Genomic DNA, 12,941 nt, shown 5'->3' with positions numbered 1-12,941 from the left:
CGATCAGGTGGCGCGACGGCGCGGCGACCGCCCGATACTTTCCGCGGCGGCCATGATCGCGCAACCCCGAACGGCGCCGCGACCCCCAGGAAGTGTCCACGCGCCGGACAGCTCCTACGCCGAGTCCCGCACCACCAGGGCCGGTTCGAAGATCACGGAGGTGGTCGCACCGTCCGGTTTCGCCAGCCGTTCGATGAGCAGCCGGGCCATCTCGGCGGCCATCGCCTCTACTGGCTGCCGGATCGTGGTCAGCGGCGGGCGGCAGGCGGACGCCGCGCTGCTGTCGTCGAACCCGATCACCGCCACGTCCTCCGGCACCCGCTTCCCGTGTTCCCGCAGCACGTGGCAGGCGCCCACCGCCATCAGGTCGTTGGCCGCGAACACCCCGTCCACGTCGGGGTGTTCGACCAGCAGCCGCTCCATCGCGGCCTCGCCGCTCTCCTGGGTGAACTGTCCCTCCGCGATCGGGATGTACGGGTGCCCGAGCCCCGTCATCGTGTCCCGGAACCCCGCCAGCCGTTCCTGCCCGGCGGGTACGTCGAGCGGGCCGGTGATGGTCGCGATGCGGCGGCAGCCCCGCGACAGCAGATGCTCGGCCGCCAGCCGTGCCCCGTCCTGGTGGGCGAGGTCGACATAGCTGATCCGGACCGGGCGGGCCGGCCGCGCGTAAAGCACCGAGGGCAGCCCCGCGTCCGTCAGCAGGCCCGGCAGCGGGTCCTCCGCGTGTGTCGAGACGACCAGGGCGCCGTCCGCGCTGCCCTGGCGGAGGAACGAGACCACGTCCTCCCGGGCCCGTGACGTCTCGGCGAACATCAGCACCGGGTGCATGCCGCGCGGCCGCAGGTAGTTGACCACCCCGGTCACCACCCGGCCGAAGAACGGGTCCGCGAACACCTGCGCGGTGAAGGCGGAACCGCTGTCGGGCTCGCCGGTCTCCGCGGGCCCGGAGCCGGACGGGCGCGCCGCGTCCGCCGGCTCGGTCTCCACCCCGGCGCCCGAGACCACCAGCGCGATGGCGTCGGTGCGCCGGGTCACCAGCGAGCGCGCCGCGCGGTTGGGGGCGTATCCGGTGCTGGCGACCGCCCGGCGCACGGCCTCCTGGATCACCGGATCGACATTGCGGACTCCGTTGATCACCCGGGAGACGGTGGCGCGGGAGACTCCGGCCGCCCTCGCCACGTCCTCCAGGGTAGGTGTACCGGCCGAGCGCAGATCATCCGTCATGAGCGCATTTATAGCACCGACGGAGAGCGCTCTCCATCGCGGTGCGGCGCCTCCGGAACACCGGTGCCCGGCGAGGGCGCCGCCCCGGTCGCCGTAAGCGTCGCACTGAGCGGCAGTTCGCCCGCCGAGCGGCCGGCCAGCAGCGTGAACCCACCGGGCTCCGTCTCCCAGCCGTGCCGCTCCGCCGACCAGTGCGCCAGGGCCCGCCCGGACACCCGCACCACCGCGACCGCGCTCTCCCCGGGCCTCGCCCGGACCGCCGCGTAGCCGATCAGCCGACGCACCGGCCGCTCCACCGAGGACCCGCTCCTGGCGAGATAGACCTGGACCACCTCGCGGCCGGACCGGCGGCCCGAGTTGCGCACCCGTACCCGCACGTCGAACGGCTCCCCGGCCCGTACCCCGGCCGGGGCGGTCAGCTCCTCGTACTCCCAGTCCGTGTAGCCCAGCCCGTGGCCGAACCAGTAGGCGGGCGCGGAGCGGGAGCGCAGCCAGGCGCGGTAGCCGATGTGCTGGCCCTCCTCGTAGCGCAGCCGCCCGTCGGGGGCGGGCAGGGTGTCGAGCACCGGTACGTCGTCCTGCGCGGCGCCCCAGGTGGTCGGCAGCCGGCCGCCCGGCTCTTCCCGGCCGAACAGCACGTCCGCCAGCCCGCTCCCGGCCTCCTGCCCCGGGAACCAGGCGAGCAGCAGCGCGGGCACCCGGCTGTGCCAGGGCAGGGCGACCGGGCCGCCCGAGTTGACCACGACCACCGTGCGCGGATTGGCCCGCACCACGGCCCGGACGAGCGCGTCCTGCCCCTGCGGCAGTCCGAGGCTCTCGCGGTCGTGCCCCTCGGACTCGCTCTGCTCCGTGGTCCCCACGACCACCACCGCGACCTCCGCCGCCCGTGCGGCGGCCACCGCCTCGGCGAGCGCGGCGGGCGCGTCCCCGGCGGGCGGGGCGGCGGCGAGGATCGTCGCGACTCCGGAACGCGGCGCGAGCGAGCGCAGCGCCACCACCTCCACCTCCTCGCCCGCCGCGAGTTCGGTCCGCGCGCCGTGCTCGGGCGGCGCGACATGGACCCGGGTCGGATCGTCACTGTCCAGCGGGAAGGTCCCGGCCAGCACCTCCCGGCCGCCGACGGACAGCGAGATGTCGCCCCAGCCGCCCACCGCCCAGGTCCACACCCCGCCCACGGGCGGCCGGACCAGCGCCCGGATCTCCACGGCCGCGGCGCCCTCGACCACGACGGAGGGCTCCACGATCCGGCCGGACAGCCGGTGCTCCGCGTGGAGTTCGGCCCCGTTCGCGTCCAGCAGCCGCACGAGTACGCCCGGTTCCCCGGACCGGGGGTCGCGCGACCAGTCCCGGCCGAGGGGGCGCGGCAGCGGCGACGGCGGCAGCCCCGGCCGGTAGATCACCTCGGCGTCCCCGCCCAGCGCCTCCTGTATCCCCGCCAGCGGAGTCACCACGGAGTCGGGGAAAACCTCCGCGCTGCCGCCGCCCTGGATCCGTACGGCGGCGGCGTGCGGGCCGATCACCGCGACCGAGCGCAGGGCCGCCGGATCGAGCGGGAGCAGCCGCCCGTCGTTGCGGAGCAGCACCGAACCGGCGGCGACGGCGCGGCGCAGCAGGGCACGCCGGGCGGCGGGAGCCACCGCGGGCCGCCGCGCCGGCCCGGGGGAGCCGAGCGCCCCCACGCGTCGCGCCAGCCGCAGCAGCCGCCGCACCTTGTCGTCGATCACCTCCGCGGGGACCAGCCCCTTCTCCAGGGCGGAGAGCAGGCCGCTCGCCCAGGGGCCGTCGGGTCCGGGCATCACCAGGTCCTGTGCGGAGCGGGCGGTGTCCAGGAGGGTCCGCACCCCTCCCCAGTCGGAGACGACGGTCCCGTCGAACCCCCAGTCGCTCTTGAGCGGGCTCTCCAGCAGCGGAGACGCGGACATGGTCACGCCGTCGACCTTGTTGTACGCCGACATCACGGCCCAGACCCCGGCCTCCACCGCGGCCTCGAAGGGGGCGAGGTAGACCTCGTGCAGGGTCTGTTCGTCCATCCGCACGTCGACGGTCAGCCGGTCCGTCTCGGCGTCGTTGGCGACGAAGTGCTTGGCGGTGGCGGCGACCCCGCCGGACTGGATGCCCCTGATGAGCGCGGCCCCGGACCGCCCGGTGAGCAGCGGGTCCTCGGAGAAGCACTCGAAGTGCCGCCCGCCCAGCGGGGAGCGGTGCAGGTTCAGGGTCGGGGCGAGGACCACGTCCACCCCCTTGCGGCGGGCCTCCGCGGCGAGCAGCGCGCCGAGATCCGTGAGCAGCCGCTCGTCCCAGGAGGCCGCCAGCGCGGTCGGGGAGGGGAGTACGAGCGAGGTCTCGCGCTCGTCCCACGTCTCGCCGCGCACCCCCGCGGGTCCGTCGGAGAGGGTGAGGGCGCGCAGTCCGACAGCCGGTTCGGGGTGGGTGCGCCAGGTGCTCCCGCCGGTCAGCAGACGCACCTTCTGCGTGGCGTCGAGCTTCTCCAGCAGCGGATCGATCTCTTCGTCCGTCATGACGGCCATGTCCCTTCACCCAAGCGCCCCCCGTATCCGGAGAGCGCTCTCCCGTCGTGCCTGGGTCAGCGTCGCTGGCCGATGTCGACCGTGTCAATGGGGAACGGTTGCGCGGGGGTTGAAGCGGGTTACCGGTCGCGCTCTTGTCATCACCCGTTGTCAGCACATAAGTTGACCGCTTGCGACGTGTCCTACTGTCAGTGGGGGAGCCAAGTCATGGCCGCGAACGGACGGCACCGCAGATACCAGCCGAGCCGCATCAACCGCGCCTCGGTGCTGGTCACAGCGGGCGGTGCGGGACTAGCACTCCCGCTGATCACGGCCGCCTCCGCGGGTGCGGCCTCTGGCGATGTCTGGGAGAAGGTGGCCGCGTGCGAGTCCACCGGCAACTGGCACATCAATAACGGCAACGGCTATTTCGGCGGGCTCCAGTTCACCCGGTCGACCTGGGCGGCGTACGGCGGCGCGGAGTACGCGCCACGCGCCGACCTGGCCAGCAGGGACCAGCAGATCGCCATCGCGGAGAAGGTCCTGAAGGGCCAGGGGCCGGGCGCCTGGCCGGTCTGTTCCGCGCGGGCGGGACTGGCACGGGGCGGTGACTCCCCCGACATCAGCCCGCAGACCGAGCGGACGACCAAGGTCGCGGCGCCGAAACGGGCGGCCACCGAAACCAAGGCGTCGGCACCCGCGAAGGCCCGGCCGAAACAGGCCCCGGCGGCCGGCACGCCGACATCGGTGCCGGGCAAGCGCGACTCGTACACCGTGGCGAGCGGCGACTCGCTCTCCGGGATCGCGGCAGACCGGGACCTCGGCGCCTGGCAGCGGCTCTACTCGGCGAACCGCAAGGTCGTCGGTGACGACCCGGACCTGATCTTCCCCGGCCAGCGGCTGAGCCTCGACCTGGCCGGGACCCCGAGGGCGGCCACGAAGAGCGCCCCGAAGGCCGAGCGGAAGCCGGCGGCGAAGCGGACGGCGCAGCCCGCTCAGAAGCAGGCGCACCCCAAGCAGACGGCCAGGCCGTCGCACCCCAAGCCGGTGGCCCAGCCCAAGCAGCAGGCCCGGCCCGCACCGAAGAAGACCGAGACCCACAAGACCGAGACCCACAAGACGCAGGCTCACAAGACCGAGGCCCATAAGACCCAGGCCCACAAGAGCGGGCACACCGCGAAGCACGCGGGGATCACGGCCCCGGTCGAGGCCCGTACCGGAACCCAGTACCGGCAGTCCGGTGCCTGGTCGAGCGGCTACCACACGGGCGTCGACTTCCCGGTGCCCACCGGCACCTCGGTCAAGGCGATGTCGTCCGGCACGGTCGTCACGGCCGGCTGGGGAGGGGCGTACGGCTACCAGATCGTCATCCGGCACAGCGACGGCAAGTACAGCCAGTACGCGCACCTGTCGGCGCTCCACGTGCGCGCCGGACAGCGGGTCGGCGAGGGCCAGCGCATCGCCCGTTCCGGCGCCACCGGCAACGTGACGGGTCCGCACCTGCACTTCGAGGTCCGCACCGGCCCCGAGTACGGCTCCGACATCGACCCGCTGGCCTACCTCAGGGCGGGCGGCGTCAAGGTCTGAACGGCCCCGCCCCGACCGGCGTCATCGGCCGTCACGGCTGTGGCGCCGGCAGCGGTGGGCGAGGTGGTGGACCCGGCGGGCGATCCGCCGCGCCCGGCGCCGCCGGTGTGCGGCGGCCGGGGGCCCGGACCGAACTCGACCTGCACCGAGCGGAGCTCCGTCGGGGTCCGGACAGGCAGCGACAGCCGGCTGGGAAGCGCTGCCGGAACCGAGGGATCCGGCCCCGCGGGACCGGGGAACGCCACCGGGCCCTGCGGCGCCCCGGCCGGCCGCCGTACCGCGCCCCCCGGATCCGGGGAGCCGGCGGGCCCGCTGAAATCCCCGGCCTCCGCACCGGACACGGGCGAGGAACCGGCTCCGGGCGAGGCACCCGCTCCGGGCCCGGTGGGTGAGCCCGGGGTGCCCGGAGCCTCGTCCGCGCTCTTCCCGGCCCGCCGTGATCCGCCGTCCGCCGCTTCCTGGGCCCGTCGGCGCTCCGCGCCCATCCGTTCCGTGGTGAGCAGGATCAGCCCGCCGGCCGCGACGATCCCGCAGGCGAGGGCGAGCATGGCGCCCGCGGTGCCGTGCCGGAACGACTCACCGAACAGCGTGAGGCCGACGACCGCCGCGACGACCGGGTTCACCACGGTGACCGTGGCGAGCGGGGCGGTCAGACCCGCGCCCCGGTACGCGGCCTGCGACAGCAGCAGCCCGGTGGCGGCAAGCGCGGCGATCACCAGCAGGGCCGGCAGCCCGGACCCCACGGAGCCCGAGGTCCACTCCATCGCCACGGTCTTGGTGAACACGGAGGCGATACCGAACGCCACACCGGCGGCCCCGGCCAGCACGACACTTCGCATCACCGGCCGGCGCATCGCCTTCGAGAGCAGGACGAGCGCCGCCACCGCGCCGAACGTCACCGTGCCGAGCATCAGCTGCTGAGGGCCGCCCAGGGTGTGCGTGTCGGAGCTTCCGGTGAGGGCGAGCAGACCCGCCAGCCCGACGGTCGCCATGACCGCGCCGCGCCAGGCCGTCGCCCCGGCCCTGCGGTGGACGAAGAGGGCGGCCATCGGCAGGGCGAAGACGATGGTCAGGGCGCCCAGCGGCTGCACGAGGCTGAGCGGTCCGTAGGCCAGCGCCACCACGTGCAGAAGCGCTCCCACGCCGTTCAGGGCGACTGCGGCCCACCAGACCCGGTTGCGCAGCGGAGCGAGCGAGCGGCCGTCGGAGGCCATGGCGACGCGCTCCTGGACGATCGCGCCGGCCGCGTAAGCGACCGCGGAGACCAGTGACAGCAGCACGGACAGCGCGAGGGAACTCATGTACACCACGATGGCCCTTCAAAGCCGCCGCGTCGTCGTCCCTGAGACGGCGATCCGGCGTACTGCTTTGGTAGTACGGCAGTGGTTACGGTGTCCTCCTCCCGACGGTAGTCCCCCCTGCGACCGGCGTCAGAACGATCATCCCGTACGGATACGGTGGACCGCGAGCCGTGGCACTCCTGGTGTCCGGGGCGTCACGACAGGTGGCCGGGGAGCGGAGGGCGACAGCACGATGGACGAGCCGCGAGCTGACTCGGTGAGCGTGTTCTTCGCGCTGGGGGCGCCCCCGTCGCCGGACGACGGACACGGCGCGCTGGCCCGCCTGTACGAGGGCGACACGGCGCCGCTGACCTCACGGATCGACACCGTCGCCGAGCGGCTCGGCACGGCGGAGCGCCGGGTGGCCGCCTCCGTCGCGCAGCTGGGCCTGGCCGCGCGGCTCTGGTCCTGCGCGCTCGGCCCCGCGGCGCTCTCGGGCCGGTTCCCCGACCTGCGGCCCGAGAACCTCCACTGGGACCCGCGCCGGGCGGCGCCGGAGGACCTGTGGACGGACTCCGCCGAACCGCTGCCGGGCACCGCGGCCCGGATCAGGGAGGTCGTCCTGTACGGCCATCTCGAACCGCTAGCCGAGGCGGTCCGCCGTGACACGGCGGTCTCGTCCCGGCTCCTGCGGGGCAACGCCGGATCCGCACTGGCCGGAACCGTACGCCAGCTGACCGGCTGGGCGCGTACGCACGGCAGGCCGGATGTCGCCGCCCGCACCAGAACCCTGGCGGCCGAACTCTTCGACCACCACGAACTGCGCGACACCGGCGCCCCGCACGGCCACGGATTCCGCCGGAACACCTGCTGCCTCTACTACCGCGTTCCGGGCGGCGGGCTGTGCGGTGACTGCGTCTTCGACAGCGCGCCCGGCGCGGCGTCGCGCACCTGAGGGCTGTCCCGTAATCCCTGGCGGATCAGGGTCGGAAAGGCCTGGTCGCGGGCGTGCCGAGGGGCGGCGTGGCGGGGCGCCTGCTGCCCCTTGCCGCGCCGATGTGCCGCTGTTTTTCCCGGTGTTGCTCCCTCCGAAGAGTCGAATGTCATGCACCTGGACAGGGCCGTATCGGTCGTGCTGTCATGCCAACTGCCATTCCTTCCAACGTTGTACATCCTGTTGCAACGAGCCGCCACCCTTCCTCACAAGGAGGATCCGTGCGCATCAGAAAAAGGCTTGTCCTGCTGCTCGCCGCCGTCGTCGGCGCCGCCGGACTGTCCGCCGTACCCGCCGCTTCCGCGGCGGACCAGGACCCCGGGAGCTCTGCCGACGTGCATGGGCTCAAGGGGGAGTACTACACCCAGTCCGCCCCGGGAGCCTTCGACTTCGGTGAGCTGAAGGCCACCGGATTCGACCCGGGCATCGACTTCCAGAGCCTGGAGTCGCGGCTGTCCTCCGCCACCGGTCAGGCCGACGACGCCAGCATCCGGTGGACCGGGAAGATCGTGCCGGAGAAGTCCGGCGCCCACGTCTTCTCCATGATCGGGGACAACGGCTTCCGTCTCTGGATCGACGGGAAGCCGGTCATCGACCACTGGGTCGACGACTGGGAGAAGGAACAGACCTCCGAGCCGGTCGAGTTGACCGCGGGCAAGGCCTACGACTTCAAGGTCGAGTACTTCGAGCACGAGGGCGGCTCGAACCTCCACCTCAAGTGGACCGAGCCCGGCGGCACGAAGGTGCCTGTCCCGCAGTCCGCCTTCCGGCTGCCCGACGACTTCGCGTATGACGGGGCGATCGCCGCGACCGTGCTCGCGGACGGCCGCACCCTCAAGCTGGACTTCGCGCAGAAGCTCGGGAAGGTTCCGGCCGGTCTGGTGAACCACCTCGACGCCGTGATCGGCGGCGCAGAGTGGCCGCTCGGCGCGGTCAAGGCCGACCCTAAGGACCCGCGCAGCCTGACCGTGGCCCTCAAGGAGCCGGTCGTCGGCAACAAGGCCGGGAACGCCACCGGCCTGGCCGACATCCGCTACGACGGCGACGGCGCACTGGCCGGTGAGGACGGCAAGCGGGTCGGTGCCTTCTGGTCCAGCGGTCCGAACCACTCCACGCACGAGCTGAGCACGAAGTGGGCCGAAGAGGTGGGGCCGAAGAACGCGCTCCCCGAGTACCCGCGCCCCCAGCTCACCCGTGACAACTGGCAGAACCTCAACGGCTCCTGGGAGTTCGCCGCGGCGAAGGCGGGGGAGCGGCCCCCGGTCGGCAGGAAGCTCGGCGAGAAGATCCTCGTCCCGTACCCGGTCGAATCCCAGCTCTCCGGGATCGAACGGCACGAGGACCGGATGTGGTACCGCCGTACCTTCACCGTCCCGAAGAACTGGAAGGTCGGCTCGGGCAAGCGGCTCCAGCTGAACTTCGGCGCCGTCGACTGGCAGGCCGAGGTGTACGTCAACGGGCACAAGGTCACCGAACACAAGGGTGGCTACGACAAGTTCAGCGCTGATGTCACCGACGCGCTGAAGCCCGGCCGTACCCAGGAGCTGATCGTCGGCGTCTACGACCCGACGGACGCCAAGGACGGCGAGAACCCGCCGATGGGCAAGCAGCGCCTGGACCCCAGCGGCATCTGGTACACGCCGTCGTCGGGCATCTGGCAGACCGTCTGGATGGAGCCGGTCGCCGCAGACCACGCGGACTCGCTGAAGATCACCCCGGACGTCCCCGGCAAGAGCGTCGCCGTCGAGGTGCGCGGCGCACGTGACGGTGTCCCCGTCACAGCGACCGCGTACGACGGCAAGCGCAAGGTCGGCACCGCCACCGGGCGGACCGGATCGGCGCTGAAGGTGCGGATCCCGGACCCGCACCTGTGGTCCGCCGACGATCCGCACCTCTACCAGCTCAAGGTCACCGTCGGCTCCGACCGGGTCGGCAGCTACTTCGGGATGCGGTCCATCGCCGTCGAGAAGGTGAACGGCACCCCGCGCACCGTTCTCAACGGCAAGCCGGTCTTCCTGATGGCCACCCTCGACCAGGGGTTCTGGCCGGACGGGCTGCACACCGCGCCCACCGACGAGGCACTCGCTTACGACCTGAAGATGCACAAGGCGATGGGCTTCAACTCGGTGCGCAAGCACATCAAGGTCGAGCCCGACCGCTGGTTCTACTGGGCGGACAAGCTGGGCCTGATGGTCTGGCAGGACATGCCGGCGATGAACACCGTGAACCCGTCGGCCGCCGCCCGCACCGAGTACGAGCACGAGATGAAGGAGATGATCGACGAACACTCCAGCCACCCGTCCGTCGTCATGTGGGTCACCTTCAACGAGGGCTGGGGCCAGTACGACGAGGCCCGCATCGCCGACCAGGCCAAGTCCTGGGACCCGACGCGCCTGGTCAACAGCATGTCCGGGATCAACCTGGGCGTCGACGGCGGCACCGGGGACATCATCGACGAGCACGGCTACCCGAGCCCGGCGCTGCCGAAGCCGGACGGTCGACGTGCCCTGATCAGCGGCGAGTACGGCGGACTGGGACTGGCGGTGCCGGGCCACGCCTGGGCCGTGCAGCAGTCTTACATCGCCGTCGACCCGGCGACCTACACGGACGACTACCTCGCCAAGCTCGACGAGGTGCGCGCGCTGGCCTGCAAGGGCAGCAATGGCGCCGTGTACACGCAGATCTCCGATGTGGAGGGTGAGTTGAACGGTCTGCTCACCTACGACCGCAGGGTCGTCAAGCCCGATGTGAAGCGGGTGCACGACGCCCAGCAGGCGCTGATCCGCGACGCGTCGAAGCCCGACGTGGCGGGATGCCCCGCTGGCTGACCGCTACGGCCCGCTCCGGTCCGTCCCTCGCGGGGCGGACCGGAGCGGGCCCGTCCGCCCCCTTGACGGCGGCTGACGGGGAACCAAGAATGATCGCGCTCTGACAACGTTGTCCGAAGGAGTATTCCCATGCACCGGACCCCACGGCCGCGACTGCGCGGCCCGGCGGCCGCACTCGCGGCCGCAGCCCTCCTGGGCGGTGTCCTCACCACGGGGGCCACGGCCACGGCCGAGGCCGCGCCGCGCAACGAGGGCCGGCTGACCGACCTGGTCAACCCGTTCATCGGCACCCAGAACGAGGGCAACACCTACCCCGGCGCCTCCGTGCCCTTCGGCATGGTGCAGCTCTCCCCGGACACCGGCCACAACACCGGTTACGACTACGGCGAGAACCACATCCGCGGCTTCTCCGCCGTCCACCTCTCCGGCGTCGGCTGCGGACTCGGCGGCGACCTGCCGACCCTGCCCACCACCGGCGACGTCACCGAGACCGACTACGCGAAGTACGCGGCCGAGTTCAGCCACGACGACGAGAAGGCGAGCCCCGGCTACTACAGGGTCGGGCTCAAGACCGGCATCGACGCCGAGCTGACCGCCTCGAAGCGCACCGGGGTCCAGCGCTACACCTTCCCGGCCACCGACAAGGCCAACGTCCTGCTCAACGCCGGGCAGTCGCTGCACAAGACGCTCGCGTCCAAGGTCGAGATCCTGGACAGCCGCACCGTGCGCACCGCGATCACCGGCAGCGGCTTCTGCCAGGACACCAAGCCGTACACGGTCTACACCGTCACCCACTTCGACCGGCCGTTCACCACCTCCGGCACCTGGAACGGCGACACCGTCACCGAGGGCTCGAAGACGTCCTCCGCCACCGACGCCCGCAACGGCGCCTGGCTGCGCTTCGACACCAGCAAGGACCGCACGGTCGAGGCCACCACCGCGCTGAGCTACGTCGACGCCAAGGGCGCCGCGCTCAACCTCCGCGCCGAGGGCGGCCGCGGCTTCGACCGCGTCGAGCGCGCCGCGCAGCGGGACTGGGAGGACCGCCTCGAAGGCGTGAAGGCGCAAGGAGGCAGCGACGAACTGCGCCGCACCTTCTACTCCTCCCTCTACCGGTCCTTCCTCGCGCCCAACATCGGCAGTGACGTGGACGGCCGCTACACCGGCTGGGACCAGAAGAAGCACCGCGCTGTCTCCGGCAAGGGAACGTTCACGTACTACCAGAACTGGTCGCTCTGGGACACCTACCGCACCCAGGCCCAGCTCCTCTCGCTGCTCGCCCCGCGCGAATCGCGCGACATGGCGATATCCGTGCTGCGGATCGACGCGGAGAGCGGCTGGCTGCCCAAGTGGGGCTACGGCACGGTCGAGACGAACATCATGACCGGCGACCCGGTCACCCCCTTCCTCACCAACGCCTACCAGCAGGGGCTGCTGAAGGGGTACGAGGAGGAGGCGTACCGCGCCCTGAAGAAGAACGCGGACGGTGTGCCGCCCACGGAATCCGCCCCGGTCGGCCGGGAGGCCAACGCCGAGTACCTGAAGGACGGCTTCGCCCCGTACATCAAGGACCGTGAGCACGCCAAGCCCGGCGACTCCGACTACGACCACGGCGCCTCCGCCACCCTGGAGTACGCCCTGTCCGACGGAATGCTCGCCGAGATGGCCCGTGACCTCGGCCACAAGGCCGACGCCGCCCGCTACGAGGCCCGCGCCCAGAACTACCGGAAGATCTTCGACCCCTCGACCGGCTTCTTCCGCGCCCGCGACGCCTCGGGTGCCTTCACCGGCCCGGCCGACCCGGCCGAGAGCGAGGGCTTCCACGAGGGCACGTCCTGGCAGTACCAGTGGATGGTGCCGCAGGACATCCCCGGCATGGTCGACCTGATCGGCGGCAAGGACGCCGCCAACCAGCGGCTCGACTCCTTCTTCGCGTACGACAAGCTGCTGGCCGACCCGGCGAAGACCGCCCGCGAGGTCTGGGTCAACGGCCCGTACGCGTACTACAACGCCGACAAGTACAACCCGCAGAACGAGCCCGACCTCATCGCCCCGTACACCTATCTCTCCACCGGCCAGCCGTGGAAGACGACCGACGTGGTCCACGCTGCCCTGACGCTCTTCACCAACGGCCCGACCGGGATGACGGGCAATGACGACCTGGGCACCATGTCCGCCTGGATGGTGCTGTCCTCGATCGGGGTCTTCCCGGTCCAGCCCGGCACCGACACCTGGGGACTGTCCACGCCCGCGTTCGAGCGCGTCGACATCAAGCTCGACCGCCGGTACTACCCGCGCGGATCGCTCACGGTGAGCGCCCCCGGCGCCTCGGACACCGACCGCTACATCCAGTCCGCCAGGCTCGACGGTGCGAAGCAGTCGCGCACCTACCTGACCACGGACGACATCCGCTCGGCCCGCTCGCTCTCCTTCACGGTGGGCGACGCGCCGTCGGCCTGGGGCACCTCGCCCGAGGACGCTCCGCCCGCGCTCGGCTGACCCGGCCGGTCCGCGGCAACGC

At 72.1% G+C, this 12,941-nt stretch carries 7 protein-coding genes; 4 read left to right on the top strand and 3 right to left on the bottom strand.

From position 1 onward, the window contains the following. Window positions 1–114: 114 nt before the first annotated feature. Window positions 115–1,224, bottom strand: a complete 1,110-nt coding sequence (locus tag ACFVQ0_RS02635) for a LacI family DNA-binding transcriptional regulator (protein WP_390083830.1) — start codon at window positions 1,222–1,224, stop codon at window positions 115–117. 8 nt (window positions 1,225–1,232) lie between these two features. After that, complete coding sequence (locus ACFVQ0_RS02630) at window positions 1,233–3,752, bottom strand: glycoside hydrolase family 3 C-terminal domain-containing protein (RefSeq protein WP_390083828.1); 2,520 nt, start codon at window positions 3,750–3,752, stop codon at window positions 1,233–1,235. Between the two features lie 207 nt (window positions 3,753–3,959). Here ACFVQ0_RS02630 and ACFVQ0_RS02625 point away from each other — a divergent pair, with 207 nt between their 5' ends. Continuing rightward, a complete protein-coding gene (locus tag ACFVQ0_RS02625) occupies window positions 3,960–5,318 on the top strand; it encodes a transglycosylase family protein (RefSeq protein WP_390083826.1) in 1,359 nt (452 codons plus the stop codon). On the opposite strand, the gene ACFVQ0_RS02620 is transcribed toward ACFVQ0_RS02625, so the two are convergent. Continuing rightward, the gene (locus ACFVQ0_RS02620) at window positions 5,288–6,628 is read right to left on the bottom strand and encodes a DMT family transporter (RefSeq protein ID WP_390083824.1); all 1,341 of its coding nucleotides are present in this window, start codon (window positions 6,626–6,628) and stop codon (window positions 5,288–5,290) included. The two genes, ACFVQ0_RS02625 and ACFVQ0_RS02620, sit on opposite strands and share 31 nt — an antisense overlap. Window positions 6,629–6,851: 223 nt before the next feature. On the opposite strand from ACFVQ0_RS02620, the gene ACFVQ0_RS02615 reads away from it, so the two are divergent. The 3 genes from ACFVQ0_RS02615 to ACFVQ0_RS02605 all read left to right on the top strand — a co-directional run bounded on the left by ACFVQ0_RS02615 (window position 6,852) and on the right by ACFVQ0_RS02605 (window position 12,919). Beyond that, entirely contained in the window at window positions 6,852–7,553 is a 702-nt protein-coding gene (locus ACFVQ0_RS02615) for a (2Fe-2S)-binding protein (protein ID WP_390083822.1), read from the top strand. A gap of 185 nt (window positions 7,554–7,738) precedes the next feature. Beyond that, a complete protein-coding gene (locus ACFVQ0_RS02610; protein WP_390083820.1) occupies window positions 7,739–10,420 on the top strand; it encodes a PA14 domain-containing protein in 2,682 nt (893 codons plus the stop codon). A 129-nt stretch (window positions 10,421–10,549) separates the two neighbouring features. Further along, on the top strand, window positions 10,550–12,919 hold the full coding sequence (locus ACFVQ0_RS02605) for a GH92 family glycosyl hydrolase (protein ID WP_390083818.1): 2,370 nt from the start codon (window positions 10,550–10,552) through the stop codon (window positions 12,917–12,919). The last annotated feature ends 22 nt before the right edge of the window (window positions 12,920–12,941 follow it).

The sequence above is a fragment of the Streptomyces sp. NPDC057900 genome, assembly GCF_042887885.1.
Classification (GTDB): Bacteria; Actinomycetota; Actinomycetes; order Streptomycetales; family Streptomycetaceae; genus Streptomyces.
Note: the sequence above shows the minus strand (reverse complement) of the source record. Positions and strands in the feature narration are given on the sequence as shown.

Bases quoted from the DNA above. Each gene is read 5' to 3' on its own strand.
- ACFVQ0_RS02635 (WP_390083830.1), bottom strand. From the start codon at position 1,224: ATGACGGATGATCTGCGCTCGGCCGGTACACCTACCCTGGAGGACGTG.
- ACFVQ0_RS02630 (WP_390083828.1), bottom strand. From the start codon at position 3,752: ATGGCCGTCATGACGGACGAAGAGATCGATCCGCTGCTGGAGAAGCTC.
- ACFVQ0_RS02625 (WP_390083826.1), top strand. From the start codon at position 3,960: ATGGCCGCGAACGGACGGCACCGCAGATACCAGCCGAGCCGCATCAAC.
- ACFVQ0_RS02615 (WP_390083822.1), top strand. From the start codon at position 6,852: ATGGACGAGCCGCGAGCTGACTCGGTGAGCGTGTTCTTCGCGCTGGGG.
- ACFVQ0_RS02610 (WP_390083820.1), top strand. From the start codon at position 7,739: ATGCCAACTGCCATTCCTTCCAACGTTGTACATCCTGTTGCAACGAGC.
- ACFVQ0_RS02605 (WP_390083818.1), top strand. From the start codon at position 10,550: ATGCACCGGACCCCACGGCCGCGACTGCGCGGCCCGGCGGCCGCACTC.